Annotated in this window: 10 protein-coding genes; 4 read left to right on the top strand and 6 right to left on the bottom strand. The window is 37.4% G+C overall.

The annotated features are described in order from the left end of the window. Positions 1–12: 12 nt before the first annotated feature. A complete protein-coding gene (locus AC1Q8L_RS05930; protein ID WP_098311736.1) occupies positions 13–1,248 on the top strand; it encodes a TcaA 3rd/4th domain-containing protein in 1,236 nt (411 codons plus the stop codon). A gap of 39 nt (positions 1,249–1,287) precedes the next feature. Here the strand turns inward: AC1Q8L_RS05930 and AC1Q8L_RS05925 are convergent, their stop codons facing one another. Beyond that, on the bottom strand, positions 1,288–1,716 hold the full coding sequence (locus tag AC1Q8L_RS05925; RefSeq protein ID WP_000332398.1) for a hypothetical protein: 429 nt from the start codon (positions 1,714–1,716) through the stop codon (positions 1,288–1,290). Positions 1,717–1,916: 200 nt separating this feature from the next. On the opposite strand from AC1Q8L_RS05925, the gene AC1Q8L_RS05920 reads away from it, so the two are divergent. The 3 genes from AC1Q8L_RS05920 to AC1Q8L_RS05910 all read left to right on the top strand — a co-directional run bounded on the left by AC1Q8L_RS05920 (position 1,917) and on the right by AC1Q8L_RS05910 (position 4,548). Beyond that, entirely contained in the window at positions 1,917–3,251 is a 1,335-nt protein-coding gene (locus tag AC1Q8L_RS05920; RefSeq protein WP_098311735.1) for an FAD-dependent oxidoreductase, read from the top strand. A gap of 100 nt (positions 3,252–3,351) precedes the next feature. Beyond that, on the top strand, positions 3,352–3,840 hold the full coding sequence (locus tag AC1Q8L_RS05915) for a GNAT family N-acetyltransferase (protein WP_000634324.1): 489 nt from the start codon (positions 3,352–3,354) through the stop codon (positions 3,838–3,840). Positions 3,841–4,137: 297 nt separating this feature from the next. Beyond that, positions 4,138–4,548 carry a DUF3908 family protein gene (locus tag AC1Q8L_RS05910; RefSeq protein WP_000996808.1) on the top strand — a complete coding sequence of 137 codons (411 nt, stop codon included), beginning with the start codon at positions 4,138–4,140 and terminating at the stop codon, positions 4,546–4,548. A gap of 30 nt (positions 4,549–4,578) precedes the next feature. On the opposite strand, the gene AC1Q8L_RS05905 is transcribed toward AC1Q8L_RS05910, so the two are convergent. The 5 genes from AC1Q8L_RS05905 to odhA form a co-directional block, all read right to left on the bottom strand. Further along, the gene (locus AC1Q8L_RS05905; protein ID WP_098311734.1) at positions 4,579–6,120 is read right to left on the bottom strand and encodes a SagB family peptide dehydrogenase; all 1,542 of its coding nucleotides are present in this window, start codon (positions 6,118–6,120) and stop codon (positions 4,579–4,581) included. Positions 6,121–6,135: 15 nt separating this feature from the next. Beyond that, a complete protein-coding gene (locus tag AC1Q8L_RS05900) occupies positions 6,136–8,085 on the bottom strand; it encodes a TOMM precursor leader peptide-binding protein (RefSeq protein ID WP_492339412.1) in 1,950 nt (649 codons plus the stop codon). Next, the gene (locus tag AC1Q8L_RS05895; RefSeq protein WP_001061569.1) at positions 8,082–10,001 is read right to left on the bottom strand and encodes a putative thiazole-containing bacteriocin maturation protein; all 1,920 of its coding nucleotides are present in this window, start codon (positions 9,999–10,001) and stop codon (positions 8,082–8,084) included. The genes AC1Q8L_RS05900 and AC1Q8L_RS05895 overlap by 4 nt, the downstream gene beginning before the upstream one ends. A gap of 123 nt (positions 10,002–10,124) precedes the next feature. Then, a complete protein-coding gene (gene odhB, locus AC1Q8L_RS05890) occupies positions 10,125–11,384 on the bottom strand; it encodes a 2-oxoglutarate dehydrogenase complex dihydrolipoyllysine-residue succinyltransferase (protein WP_000569893.1) in 1,260 nt (419 codons plus the stop codon). Positions 11,385–11,517: 133 nt separating this feature from the next. After that, positions 11,518–14,385, bottom strand: coding sequence for a 2-oxoglutarate dehydrogenase E1 component (odhA, locus tag AC1Q8L_RS05885; protein WP_000197174.1), 2,868 nt, complete (start codon positions 14,383–14,385; stop codon positions 11,518–11,520). Positions 14,386–15,169: the final 784 nt, after the last annotated feature.

Raw genomic sequence — 15,169 nt, 5'->3', positions numbered from 1 at the left:
GTGGTTGACTGAATGAATGTATGTACAAAGTGCGGAGTTCAGTTTGAAGATGGTGTACAATTTTGTCAAAACTGCGGGATGAAGAGGGGAAGTCCTGTAGTAAAGAAGAACATGAGCAGTGGTACAAAAGTTGGCATTACACTGTTAGCACTATTTGTTATAGCGATTATTGGATTGTATTTGTACGGATCATCGTATTATACGCAGGTGGCACAAGTAGACCGGATGATGACGATTTTACAAGAGCGGGACGGAGAGAAATTAGCTGAGATCGTTACGGCAGATGATCCATCGGTTATGATAACGAGAGAGAGTGTAACGCCTCTATTTTCATATATAAAAGAAAATCCATCTTACGTAAATGAATTAAAAGAATATTTGAGACAAGGTGAAAAACAACGGTACGGAATAGAAAGAGCTGATTTTTCATTAACGAAAGACGGAAAGTATTTCTTTATATTTGATCGGTATAAATTGAAAGCGAAGACGTACTATACAACTTTGCTTACAAATGAAAAAGGCGTAGCGTTAAAAATGAACGGAAAAGAAATTGATAAGACAGATGACAAAAAGTTTGAGAAGCAATATGGGCCGTTTCTTCCAGGCAATCAAGTGTTTCAATCAGAATATAAAAATGATTATGTAAAACTATCGCGTGAGGAAAAGGTTGTACTTATGAAACAAAGCCAAAATAACGTAACGATAGATTTAACGTTGCAAGGTCAATATATTACAGTTCAAACGAACGCGCCTGGTGCAACATTGTACGTAAATCAAAAACCGGTTACAGCGCTGATAGGAGAAGAAATTACATGGGGGCCAGTAGCGACTGATGGAAGTGCGACGATTTATTTAGAACGAAATGGAGAAAGCGGACGAGAAACGACACAAGTAGAGACGGTAACGGCACTTTCGTCTTATAATCTTCCATTCCAAAAGAAAAGTACAGAAAAAACAGTTGTTTATAATGTTATCCCGCCACCTACGACTGGGTATGTATATAATGGTTTCATCTTTCCTGATAGTGATATTCGAAAATTAACGAGCGCAGATTTAACATATTTATCGAAAGAGCAGTTAAAAATTGCTAGAAATGAAATATATGCAAGGCATGGACATATTTTTCAAACGAAAGATATGCAAGCGTATTTTGCAAAACAGTCTTGGTATAGAGAAAACCCTTATTTTACAGGAACGTTAACAGATATCGAAACTTATAATATTGAACTGATTAAATCAAGAGAATAGAACACATGGAAAAAGGTACAGTGCATAACTGTACCTTTTTTATGGTTTTTTATCTGAACCAGGATCCCTTGAGAAAAAGATATGAAAGAGGAATGTGACTTTACTTGCTCCTCCTGATGTACTTGCTTGCACGTCAGATAATGCGTTAGATGTTAAAACACCTTCAGAATGAGGGGGTACGACTATTTTGAGAGTATCATCTGATTCTGATGATGCAGTAACTGTTATTGTATCATCAGATAAGTTCAAAATTTTTACAGTACCGATTGGTAAGATGGACTTGCCAGCGTGTGATGCTGAAGCAAAGTGAGAGCCTTTCCAAATCGTTTGTGGAAAAGTTTCATCATTAGATAACCAAGCACGAGCACTATAAATGGTTGCGTTAATAGAAAATTCTTGATCAAGCGACAAGGCGGGTTTTGGTTCTTTCGGTTCCTCTGGAAACTGAGCGAGAAGACCAGCGCACATGTATATTTCACCTACTTTCAATTGGTTATTGTTATAGCATATTAAACATGTTGTTTATAAGACACGACAGTTACCTATTCATACATAAGTTTGTGCACCAAATTTGAAGATGAAATTCTCTTTCTTTACAATGGAAGTAGGTGTTATTTCTATAAAATATGGAAAACGTAAAGAGTATGTAAAAAAGAAGGAGTGGTAAAGTGAACTATGTCATTATTGGCGGAGATGCAGCTGGTATGAGTGCAGCTATGCAAATTGTTAGAAACGATGAAAATGCAAATGTTGTAACTTTAGAAAAAGGTGAAATTTATTCATACGCTCAGTGTGGATTACCGTATGTCATTAGTGGTGCTATCGCTTCAACTGAAAAGTTAATCGCGCGCAACGTAAAGACGTTTCGTGAGAAATATGGAATTGATGCGAAAGTGCGTCATGAAGTAACGAAAGTAGATACGGAAAAGAAAATGGTGTACGCAGAGCATACGAAGGCGAAGGATGTCTTTGAATTTCCATATGATCGATTATTAATTGCGACTGGAGTACGTCCTGTTATGCCAGAATGGGAAGGAAGGGAATTACAAGGCGTTCATCTTTTAAAAACAATTCCGGATGCTGAGCGCATATTAAAAACGTTAGAAACGAATAAAGTTGAAGATGTAACGATTATTGGCGGCGGTGCGATTGGACTGGAGATGGCAGAAACATTCGTCGAACTTGGTAAGAAAGTAAGAATGATTGAGCGAAATGATCATATCGGTACGATTTATGATGCAGATATGGCTGAATATATACATAAAGAAGCAGATAAACACAATATTGAAATTTTAACGAATGAAAATGTAAAAGCATTTAAAGGAAATGAACGAGTAGAAGCAATCGAAACGGATAAAGGTACGTATAAAGCAGATCTTGTTTTAGTGTCGGTTGGAGTGAAGCCAAATACTGATTTTCTTGAAGGGACAAATATACGTAAGAATCATAAAGGAGCAATCGAAATAAATGCATATATGCAAACAAATGTGCAAGACGTATATGCAGCCGGTGATTGCGCAACACATTACCACGTTATAAAGGAAATTCATGATCATATCCCGCTCGGAACGACTGCCAATAAGCAAGGGCGACTTGCTGGACTGAATATGCTTGATAAACGAAGAGCTTTTAAAGGTACGTTAGGCACAGGCATTATTAAATTTATGGATTTGACACTCGCAAGAACAGGGTTAAATGAAAAAGAAGCAAAAGGGCTACACATTCCGTATAAAACGGTCAAAGTAGATTCTACAAATATGGCGGGCTATTATCCAAATGCAAAACCACTTTACTTGAAATTACTATATCGCTCCGATACGAAACAATTATTGGGCGGGCAAGTAATTGGAGAAGAAGGCGTAGATAAACGTATTGATGTGATCGCGATGGCACTTTTCAATAAAATGAGCATTCATGATTTAGAAGATGTCGATTTAAGTTATGCACCACCATATAACAGCGTGTGGGACCCAATTCAGCAAGCGGCAAGGAGAGCAGAATAGCACTTTTTAAAGTGCTATTTTTTTGTTAAAGGGGAATTATCATTTTTGTCGAATGAAGAGGATCGGGAAATAGTTACATATGAGGAAGGGGAGTTTTTTTATGATTGTAGCACTTCAAAAGGTTCAAGAATCAGAAAAAGAAATATTACGTAATTTGTACGCTTTATATCTTCATGACCTTTCTAAGTTCACTATGAATATAACTATCGGAGCGAACGGATTTTTTGAATACGAAGATTTGCATATGTTTTGGAAAAATGACGGAATCACGCCGTATTTTATAAAAGTTGATCATAGTATTGTAGGATTCTTATTACTACTGGAACGTCCGTTTTTGAAGAAGGAAAATGATTTTGGTATTAATGATATTTTCATATTGAATCAATATAAAGGAAAAGGAATCGGTAAACAAGCTGTTGAGAATTTACTAGAAGAGAAAAGAGGACAATATTTCGTTATCGAACTTCTAAAAAATGTACCAGCAGTGTCGTTTTGGAAGAAAGTATATAAAAAACTGAACATTGAATTTGATGAGAGAGAGCAGTTAATTGATGATGAAGAATGTCTCGTTCAAACGTTTAAAATTTAATGAAATTGGTTTTCCTTTTATATTACTTTGAAATTTAACTTTATCCCGCTATTTGCGGACAGTAAGACCCCCACCTCAAAATCCAGCGAAAGCAAAGAAGTTAGGTGGGGGGATCAACTGCCCATAAAAGCCCGATTGGTTCAACTAATAATCAGTGGGGATGAAGACCCCTATTGATTAAAGTTTCACTTTATTTTGAATATACCGTTCCCCCTTGAAAACATATTACTAATCGCTTATATTTTCATATAGTATTTATTTTTTAAACGAAGCAATGAACGAACCAGGGGGCGCAGTATGGCAATTAATATGAAAACAATCGAAGAATGGATTGTTGAATCAAATACAAGACATGAAGAAGACTTTGGACACGTTGTGGAAGAAATGAAAGAAGTATGTGTCGGACTTGATAACGCGACATTAATTTATACGAAAAATGTATTTTGTTTCGGTAAAAAAGTAGAAGTATTTTTCTTCTTCCAAGACCATGTCGTGATCGGACAAGAAAAAGACGAATATATTGAGATTGAAAAATTAAAGTATGATGATATTACAAATAGTAATTTAAAAACAAATGACAAAAATACAACGTTAGAATTAAAGTTTGCTAACGGACAATCTATTAATTTAGATAGTTTAAATGATAACTACGGTACGAAAAATTGGTTATTTGCTAGACAAATTAAGAGTATTTTTAAGTTAATCTAGTAAAAAAGCACGCCGTTCATCGGCGTGCTTTTAACTATGCAAAGCCCCTTTTAACCAATCCCGCGCCCGATACGCCCCAACAGGAATTTGAATGAGAGACGTTTCATTTCCAGCATCAATTCCGTACAATTGATCACATGAATTTGTATCAAAACTTAGTAAAGGATGCCCGCCCATCCCCATAGCAGTTGCAGCAAAAACGAGTTTATGAACGAGGATACCAGCTTCCATTTGGTGAATACGGTATCCTCTATAGCCTAATGCATTTGTATAGTAATCTTTCTTTCCGACTACATGTAAGCAAAGTGGTAATTGAAAAAGGTTTACGTTATCCATCGTCATACTAGATTGAAGGAGATAACGAAGATCCCCATACCGAATTGGTTGTATGGAATGTGTTTTCCTGTTATAAGTGTAAGCACCGTTTTCTATATCTTTTACGTTATAGAAACATCCATATAATGAGACGCGTGCATTTTCATTTACATACTTACCATCAAGGTCGCTGTAATAGGGGAAGGAGAGGCTCGCTTCTTGTAGTAAAGTAGCGAGCTCAGCTGCATCCCATTTCGTTAAAATAAAGTCCGCATCAGGAGAATATCGTTTTTTACAAAGTTGTAGGAAATCATACGATAACCGTTCTACTTTCGGTAGCTGTACAGCGTACGTATTATGTTGATAGTGCTCTTCATGATGTAGTGTTTGGAAGTGTTCTGTCGATTCAATCATAGAAGCTTCATTTATTTTTGTTATCATCGGATGTTCATTTACATGTTTTGAGCGAACGAAATGTTCATGTGCTAACGGCGGAATTTGTTGCAACAACTCATGAGAAGTAACTGTTTTATTTTCACGGTAATCATTGTGAAACCAATTAGTTTCTGGCTCTGTACTTAAAGGAATAACGGCATACACACTTTCTTCACCTTCTGACAATCCGAGTAAATGGTTCAGTGCACGATCTAGAAATTGAAAGTATACGCCGTTCGTATAACCGAACTGTTTTGCACATTCTAGTAATTGCCCAATGAGAACCCCGCTATCTAATCCTTGAAGGCGATATGAAAAGTTATTGTATTTAAAGAAGTTTTTCCAAAACATAGTGGATACGAATGCGGCACCGAAACAATCATGTATATTACAGCGATTACCGAGTGCGTCTGCTAAATAAGAATCGAAATTTCCTTCGCGAAGTAAAATAAGTCGATGATGCGCGGCGTCATAATGGTAAATGCCGTCTGGATAATCGTCAATCTTTAAATAGATATACAATTCATTCGGATATAAAGCACCGCCTGAAGGAATGGATCTACGTAATACATTTCTCTCGCTATTTAGCTGACATAATTGTGTTACACCAAATGAATACCAAAGGTAGTGACCAATCTCATTTAGAGTAGGTGTAGTAGAAGAGTTCGATAAAGATAATGGGATTTCTAAGGAGAGCGGGATGGTAGGTACATTTCGATATAATTTATAAGGAAGCGGTGCGTCTTTCCAGTCCACCTCATGATTCGGCATAATTTCATCAATAGAGAAATGGAGATGATGTAAAAAAGTATCTAGCTGCATGAAATCCCTCCTTTACTATGGAAACGGGTGCGGATGTGGATTTAATTGTTCATTTGTTAACGGTTCAGTGCTATATCCAAGTGTCATCGGTACGGTATAGACTCTATCTAATCCTGTAACACGAGTAAGGTGATGGCCGAATGTCATAGGTAACATGCCTGGAATAATGACTTTTACACAGTGTAGTCCGTTCTTTTCTATAAGGGGAACGGTTTGATCTACAACGATTACTTCAAGGTCAGATTGATGCAAACGATCTAAAAGTTGGTGGAGATCGGAAGTTAAATCCATATCAAATGATTGTGATACATTCATTTCTTGGAACGTTTGCACCGGTGCATCTTCTCGTAAAAGGAAGTGAAGACGTTCTTCCGTTTCTTTCAATCCATACAGCATACTATGGTCTTCCATTTTATTAACAAAATAAGGATCTTGTAAGCACTTTTCGTAGTATTCTCTTTTGTGCTCGAGCTCATCGTCTGTTATAAGTAACATGCCTGCTATTTCTTGAATGGCACTTTTTAAAGCTCGAATAGGATCTAAATGAGCGCCTCCCGCACAAACAACGTTCATTCCATTTTCACGTGTATTTTTTGCAATTATCCATAAGCTCGGGATGCCGTGTTCCATCGTCGCATTAAAAGCGTGTAATTCATATCCGGTAATCGTACGTAACCGCTGAATCATTAATTGTAATTCTGTATCATTTGCTGAACTCAGATCAAGGCGGGGAAGAGGTAATTCGGCATACCAAGTGAGTAAGAAGGCATCACGCTCTACAATTTCTAAAATACCGTGAAAAATCGCTTCTTCTAAACTACCGCCAATTGCACATCCATTTGATGTTTCATACACGAAAGCATCTCGATGACCGAGGCTATAATAAGCAATTGATTCAGGAACTAAAAGCGGTCTGTCTTGTGATAAAGAATATCCCCATACCCAGTTTTGCTCATAATCAGGATCAAACAGCTTGAATGGAAAATTATCACGATTGTAATGTTCATTTGTATGTACACCGAGTGTAAGGGGATTTAGTGCATGTTCCTCTAAATCATGAAAACTACCATGCACATTTGTCTTCTTCCCGCGAGGCGACATACCGCAATATCGTTCTAAACCTTCTAAAATAGCAGTTGCTTCACTCACTACAAATGAATGAGTTCGGCCTGCAACACCTTCATTTCCGAACATTAATGGCATGTTTATAATGACGTCAGCGAATGGTAATAAAGAATGCTGCATTTTGCCGTTCAACATACCGACCCGATAATCTAAATAGTCTCTCGTTAAAAATGTGTTTAATTCATGAATGGAACGGCAGCGATACGTTTCGGTGCTTACTTTTAAACTCGGTTGTAAAGAAACTTCCGCCGCATCCGCAGTATCATCAGGTAAATTACTACATACAGGACAGAGAGGATCTGGAAGAAAAGAATGCCGCGTACATTGTAATGTTTGTAAGTTGAGTAAAATAAGTTCATTTTCTAAAGAAGAATGGTTATGAGTTAATATTTTTTCTGTTTCTGCGCAAATAAGATGGCACATTTGTAACATTCCATTTTGGGTGGCACGTACATCACGCCTCGTTACATTATCTGCTTTAAAGGCATATTTCCGCTGTAGTTCCCACATTTCTTTTTGATCAAAGCCAGCGATAAAACGGCGTCCATCAGAACAATGGGAACATCCGGGCGTAAGAGGATGAATGTAAGGACCGATAATACCTTCGCCAAATGAAGTAAAACCACGTAACCACGGAATATGATTTGACCGAAAAATTAGCTCAGCATCATGATGAATAGTAGAAGGAGATCCATCATGTAATACGAGAGCAAGATGAATATTTTCAGGAAGTTCTTCTGTAAGGGTATGCTGACGAATGATGGAATATTGTTTGCATAATTGATCATGTACATAGTCTGCAAGAAGGCCATCTCCTATAAGCAATATATTTTGAATCATAAACCGTCCTCCTTTGCAATTAATACCCCATACACACCGTCTAAGTTTTCTTTCAAAAAGGGTTCGATTGCTAAATCAAACACGAAAGGATAAAAATTATGTTCTTCTAAATGTTGTAAGGCGAGTTGTAAAGATTGTACGCTTGGAATTTCTTCTTCTGGTTGTATTTCCACTCTAAGAGAATCAGTGTCATATAAAATAATAGATGAGTCATACAAAATATTAGCTCTGTAAGGAATTTCTTCATTTTGAATGTGAAAGAGTGATAGTTGTAGTGCGTTTCGTAACGCTAACGTCATATTAATATTAGATGCACCGTACCATCTATCATTTATACCAACCCAAACGACTGGAAAACTGAGAATCTCTTCACTCATTGCGATTTTAGGTGTTTCATGAATTGTAGCGAGGGCATCGTAATAAAATCTACAATGTTTATCGTGAATATCAGTTAAATCAATCGTTGTAAGTTCTTCTAGCATATGTGACTGCCGCTCATACAATTTATTATTTAAATGTTGTTGTAGTGCCCGGTAAAATCCTTCTGTCATCGTTTCTCCAGCACCGATACCGATATCATTATGTTCAGGAATAAGGCGGTGAATGATTTCTGCTACATATGTTTCAATTCCTGTTAAACCAGCTTCTCGGCGTGCTTCATTATGAGTCAATCCACTGCGAGTCATAAGAGGCAGAAGGGGAGCTGGGCCATCTGATAGTGGAGTGGCTACTTGAATATAGCACTGTGATAACGGTAATTGATATGAATCTTGTTCATCCCATACATGGAATATACCGGCTTCTTTAGAAGTTAATGAGTCAAAAAATCGGAATACATCAGTTGAAGTATGTTGGTTGGACCGATGCTCAAGTTTTTCAGAAAGATTTTCTATCGTATCAATTGTAAAACTTTCATCAGCTGCAAGAGGGTGTTTTATAAAAGGATGCCACGTTCCTTCAAGTGTTTCATAGTTTAATAAAAAGAATTGTGATTCTTTTTCACGATATGAATCATCCGCGACATGCTTAAATAATTCAAAAACGATTACATTTGTTAACATTGCAGATGTAATTGGTGAGAAGGAATCCGATGAATTTTCATTTTGCAAAGTCGTTTCATGTAGCCGATGCCATGCGGATTCCCAGCATTCATCACGATTTTCTGTTACGACAGGTCCAGCTATACCGAGTGTTGATAAACAAATAGCTGGTATGAAATTCTTTTTCGTTTCTCTACAAATAGTGTGAACTGTTTTTAAACCGTCAATGTCTCCGTTTTGAGAAACATATAAAATCCAATCAAAAGGTTCGAATACTTCATGCAAGGGACGGTCAATTGTAGTATCGATTTCTTGAAGGAGTACATTGTTATCAACTTCATATGCACGTTCTATTAGCTCATGTATTCTGTCATAGTTTGTTTCATCCCGATCTGTAACGAGGTAATGAAATGTAGGTAAACCAGATTCTAATAAAGAAGAAACTAAAGAAGTAAGCATATCTCCGGAGCCAAGTACAAGGACATTTGCTCCGCGGTATGTTTCAAATTTTAAAGCACCTGAATGAGAATCAGCTTCTAAAAATTCAATTTGTGAAGCATATCTGTCGAGTAATGAACTGTTTAATTCATGAGGTGCATCTTGATTTGCATCGCGAACGAAACCATTTTCATATAAAACCTCTCCAATTTCAAATACACGATTTTGATAGGGGAGAGGGAGACCCTCAGTTATTTCTGCTAAAGAATAATTACCGTTAAACATTGGCATTAATTTTTCAATCCAGTCATAAATTCCATCACCGTCCATGCGAAATGAACTGGCGTTATTTCGAAAATAGACACCCCCGTTTGAATCGGGGAGGAAGAAAGTATCCTTATTTACTTTAAGTTTTGCATGAATTGGAAGGTTATTCATTTTAATCCTCCTTACGTTTAGGCATACATTAATACTTTATGTCATGAAATTTGTCCCGTATGAACACAATAAAAAAAGGCTGTAGAATGATTCATTCTACAGCCTTTAATAGATTTTAATCTATCAACCTTCTAATAATAATGACTTTGGATCTTCAAGCATATCTTTAACAGCAACAAGGAAGCTAACTGCTTCTTTACCATCAACAATACGGTGATCGTAAGATAAAGCAATGTACATCATTGGGCGGTTTTCCATACGCTCGTTATCAATTGCAACTGGGCGTACTTGGATTTTATGCATTCCTAAAATACCAACTTGTGGGCTATTTAGGATCGGTGTTGACATTAGAGAACCGAACACACCACCGTTTGTAATTGTAAATGTACCACCTTGTAGTTCTTTTAATGAAAGTTTGTTATCGCGTGCCTTCATACCTAAATTACGAATTTCACTTTCGATTTCAGCAAAGTTTAATTGGTTAGCATCGCGTACAACTGGAACAACTAATCCATCTGGAGCTGCTACTGCAATACCGATATCATAGAATTTTTTGATGATAAGCTCGTCACCTTGAATTTCAGCATTTAATAATGGAAATTGTTTTAATGCTGCAACAACTGCTTTTGTGAAGAATGACATGAAGCCAAGACGTACATCATGTTTTTTCTCGAAAGCATCTTTGCGTTCTTTACGTAATTCCATGATCGCACTCATATCAACTTCGTTAAATGTTGTTAACATTGCAGATGTTTGTTGAACTTCTACAAGACGTTTTGCAATTGTTTGACGGCGGCGGGACATTTTCACGCGCTCAACTGGTTTTTCGAATTCAGTTTTTGCAACTGGAGCAGGAGCTGGGCTCTTTGGAGCAGCTGGTGCTTCTTTTGGTGCTGCAGCATGAGCTTGTACATCATGTGGTCTCACGCGTCCAAGTGGATCTGTGCTACGTACGTCGTTTAAGTCGATTCCTAATTCACGAGCCATTTTTCTAGCAGCTGGTGATGCGATAGGACGGTTCGTATTTGGTAAGCCTTGTAGACCCGTAGTTTGTTCAGCATTTGGAGCCGCAGCTTTCGGTGCTTCAGCTGTTTCTTGTTTTGGTTGCTCAGCAGCTGGAGCAGGTGTACTTACTGCAACTGGTGCTCCATTAGCATCTAAAATTGCGATAGTTGCGCCAACTTCAACTGTATCCCCAGGTTCGCCTAGTAACTTCGATACAATACCTGAATCTTCTGCAATGATTTCTACATTGACTTTATCAGTTTCAAGCTCAACAACGCTGCCACCTTTCTCAACTTTGTCGCCTACGTTGATAAGCCATTGTGAAATAGTTCCTTCGGTAATAGATTCTGCAAGCTCAGGTACTTTAATTTCGATCATTTTAAATGTCCTCCCCTTATTTGCCTAACGGTGTGTTTTTTCTTCTTTTGTCTTCGGTAATCTCCATTTGTTAGCCTGGCCTTGGGCAGATATTCTGCCCAAGGAACAAGCTAGAAACCTTCATTGTTACTTTTTAGTTGCTGTAAACTTCAATTTCTTGTTTATCTTGACGGAAGTTATACTTCACATCTAAAGCATGTGCAACAATTAGTTCTTGCTCAGCTTTGTGAGCGAATGGATCGCCTCCAGATGGACTAGAGCGATCAGGACGTCCAATGTAACCTGTTTTCACTTTATCTCCAGCAAGTTCGAACAGAATTGGAGCCATGTAATGCCATGCACCCATATTACGAGGTTCTTCTTGAACCCAAATGATTTCTTCTAAGTTTTTAAAGCGTTTAATAATAGATTGAACTTTCTCAGCAGGGAATGGGTACAATTGCTCAATACGAACGACATGAACTTCGTCTAAGCTGTACTCGTGTTTACCAGACTCGATTTCTGCTGCTAAGTCAATCGCCATTTTACCTGTACTTAAAACAAGACGTTTTACTTTATTTGGTTTCATGCCAAGGTTTTCTTGTTCTAAAGCAGGTTGGAAACGTCCTTCGCTTAACTGACTAGCAGTTGAAAGCGTAAGTGGGTGACGTAATAAGCTCTTCGGTGTCATCAGTACTAATGGTCGAACAGCTTCTGTTCCTAAGATAGATGCTTGACGACGCAGGATATGGAAGTATTGTGCCGCGCTCGTTAAGTTTGCAACTGTCCAGTTATTCTCAGCAGCTAACTGTAAGAAACGCTCTGGACGTGCACTAGAGTGCTCTGGTCCTTGACCTTCATAACCGTGTGGTAATAGAAGAACTAAACCAGATTTTTGACCCCATTTTGCTCTTCCAGCTGAAACATATTGATCAAATAATGCTTGCGCAGTATTTGAGAAGTCACCATATTGCGCTTCCCACATAACAAGAGTTTCTGGAGCGAATACGTTATAACCATATTCGTAACCAACAACAGCAGCCTCTGATAATGGACTGTTATGAACAGAGAATGAAGCATTAATGTTTGGTAAACGGTGTAACGGTGAATATGTTTCGTTTGTATCAGTATCGTGTAATACTATATGACGGTGTGCGAATGTACCACGCTGTGAATCTTGACCAGTTAAACGAATTGGCGTACCTTCTTGTAAAATAGAAGCGAATGCTAATGATTCAGCAAGTGCCCATTCAATTTTGCCGTTCTCTTCAAGAGCATCTTTACGGCGCTCAAGAATTTTCTTCACTTTCGGATATACGTTAAAGCCTTCTGGCCAAGATAGTAGACCTTCATTAATTGCACGAAGTGAGTCAATCTCAACGCCAGTATCAATTGACTGAATACCTTTTGCAACAACATCTGGTACTTTAACGTGAATTGTTGCATCACTCGTATCAGCTGGTGGTACTTGTGCATAGTCGGATTTTAATTGCTCTTGTATAAACTGTGTAATTGTTTCAACCTCATCTGCATTTAGAACACCAGCAGCTTGTAATTGATCTGCATAAATTGCTCTTACAGTTGGATGGTTTTTAATTTTTTTGTACACTTGTGGTTGCGTAACTGCCGGGTCATCCATTTCGTTATGACCGTAGCGGCGGTAACCAATTAAATCGATTAAGAAGTCTTTTTTGAACAACATGCGATATTGAATCGCAAGGTTAGCAGCTGCAAGACAAGCTTCCGGATCATCAGCATTCACGTGAACAATCGGAATATCGAAACCTTTTGCAAGGTCACTAGAATATTTCGTAGAACGAGAATCATAGCTATCAGTCGTAAAACCAACTGCATTGTTTGCGATAACATGAATCGTTCCGCCTGTTTGATACGCGTTCAATCTGCTTAAGTTGAGTGTCTCAGATACAATACCTTGACCAGGGAATGCAGCATCACCATGAACTAAAATTACGAATGATTTTGAAGTATCTTGATCTGGAAGACCAGATTTTTTACGATTCTCTTGAGCCGCACGTGCGAAACCTTCTACTACAGGATTCACGAACTCAAGATGACTCGGGTTATTTGCTAATGTAACGCGAGTGCTAACTTCTTCGTTACTAACGACTTGTTCTCTACCTAGGTGGTATTTCACGTCGCCAGTCCAGCCAGAATTAGCCACTGCGCCTTCTATTTTTGCATGTTTGAACTCAGCAAACATGTGGCTATATGGTTTTTCTAATACGTGAGCAAGTACGCTTAGGCGACCGCGGTGAGCCATACCAATCATGACATCCTCTACGCCGTTCTTAGCACCTTCTAGAACAATTTCATCTAAAACAGGTACAAGCATATCAACGCCCTCGATAGAGAAACGTTTTTGCCCAACGAATGTTTTATGCAAGAATTGCTCGAAACCTTCAACAGCTGTTAAACGTTTTAAAAGAGCAGTTCGTTTTTTATTTGATAGTGGTTGACGCAATGAATTTGATTCCACCATTTGATGCAACCACGCGCGTTCTTCACTATCTTGTATATGAGAAAATTCATAAGCTAAAGATTTTGTATAAACGTCTTTTAATCTATGAATTACATCAAGTGCAGTGTGAATACCTTCTGGTGCATCTGGCCATACTGTTTTCGCTGGAATCGCTTTCAAGTCAGCATCGCTCAGTTCGTTCATTGCTTTCTCAAGAAGAGATTGTCCATTTGTAGCATCTTCCATCGGGTTGATGTGAGCCAACGTGTGCCCGAAAGAACGAATCTGCTCAACAAGTTGAACGACTTTAAGAATTTTTTCAATGTTACCTGTGTTTTGAGGAGAAAAATGTGTTGCTGTGTTGTCCCCTGTTACGACATCATCTTGAAACGAAGGAGCTCCAAAAGTTTCAAAAAGCTCTTGTAATTCCGGATCAACAGAACCTGCTCCAGTTACGTAAAGATCATACTGCTCAATAACATAACCAAGGTTCGGACCGTGGAACTTGGCCCAAGGGTTTGTCGTTGTATTCTTCCTCGTCATTTGTTTAAACCTCCCAATGCATATAATCCTTTTCCATACAAAGGTGCATTTTGCTCTTTTTCAATAAGTAATGAATCAGTAATCAATGTAAATGTTTTCTTTACTCTTATGTTATTACAATAATTTACATAATACCAAACACTATTACTTATCTGTTTTGTAAAAAAACATTCACAATAACTTATCACCCAAGTTAATCTTTCACTTTATAAAGTAATTTTACAGAAAAATGGGGTGGATATATTTGGTATGCCTATACTAATAGCTATAATTGTTGCATTTAAATATAGGTATAATAGTTAGAATGTTTCGATAAAATTTAGTTTGAATTATGTATATTGAAATAATAAGCGCTTTCATAGATATTATACAACAATATAACGGAATATAGTATAAAAAATAAAAAATTATGAATTTATCGTAAACTTTATTTCGATAGTGTTAAATATCGAAAGGAAAATGAAGGATTTCTACAAAAAAAGTTGCTAAACATAAAAAATGCTCCATAAACAGTTAGTTTCTATAAATATGACGAAAAACACCGTAAAACAAATAACGTATTTCGTGAAATAAAGAAATAAATGAAATATTTTAAAAGGATAAAACAAATATGAAGATATTAAATTTTAAAAAAGGTGAGGAGGAAATATAGTAACGATTACATACAGTGTTCCATGTTTTATTACAAAATAGACGTGCTGAAATCGAACAAGTTTCTTCTATATAAATAGAGTGAAAAATGATTGGGATAAATGTAAAGGAACCTTGACGTAAAGTTTACTTT

The sequence above is a fragment of the Bacillus sp. GW823-FHT06A11 genome (genome assembly GCF_058795355.1).
This window is presented reverse-complemented; position numbering and strand designations above follow the sequence as displayed.

What these genes read in the sequence shown, in the direction of transcription:
- AC1Q8L_RS05930 (WP_098311736.1), top strand. Translation starts at nt 13, where the DNA reads ATGAATGTATGTACAAAGTGCGGAGTTCAGTTTGAAGATGGTGTACAA.
- AC1Q8L_RS05925 (WP_000332398.1), bottom strand. Translation starts at nt 1,716, where the DNA reads ATGTGCGCTGGTCTTCTCGCTCAGTTTCCAGAGGAACCGAAAGAACCA.
- AC1Q8L_RS05915 (WP_000634324.1), top strand. Translation starts at nt 3,352, where the DNA reads ATGATTGTAGCACTTCAAAAGGTTCAAGAATCAGAAAAAGAAATATTA.
- AC1Q8L_RS05910 (WP_000996808.1), top strand. Translation starts at nt 4,138, where the DNA reads ATGGCAATTAATATGAAAACAATCGAAGAATGGATTGTTGAATCAAAT.
- AC1Q8L_RS05905 (WP_098311734.1), bottom strand. Translation starts at nt 6,120, where the DNA reads ATGCAGCTAGATACTTTTTTACATCATCTCCATTTCTCTATTGATGAA.
- AC1Q8L_RS05900 (WP_492339412.1), bottom strand. Translation starts at nt 8,085, where the DNA reads ATGATTCAAAATATATTGCTTATAGGAGATGGCCTTCTTGCAGACTAT.
- AC1Q8L_RS05895 (WP_001061569.1), bottom strand. Translation starts at nt 10,001, where the DNA reads ATGAATAACCTTCCAATTCATGCAAAACTTAAAGTAAATAAGGATACT.
- odhB (WP_000569893.1), bottom strand. Translation starts at nt 11,384, where the DNA reads ATGATCGAAATTAAAGTACCTGAGCTTGCAGAATCTATTACCGAAGGA.
- odhA (WP_000197174.1), bottom strand. Translation starts at nt 14,385, where the DNA reads ATGACGAGGAAGAATACAACGACAAACCCTTGGGCCAAGTTCCACGGT.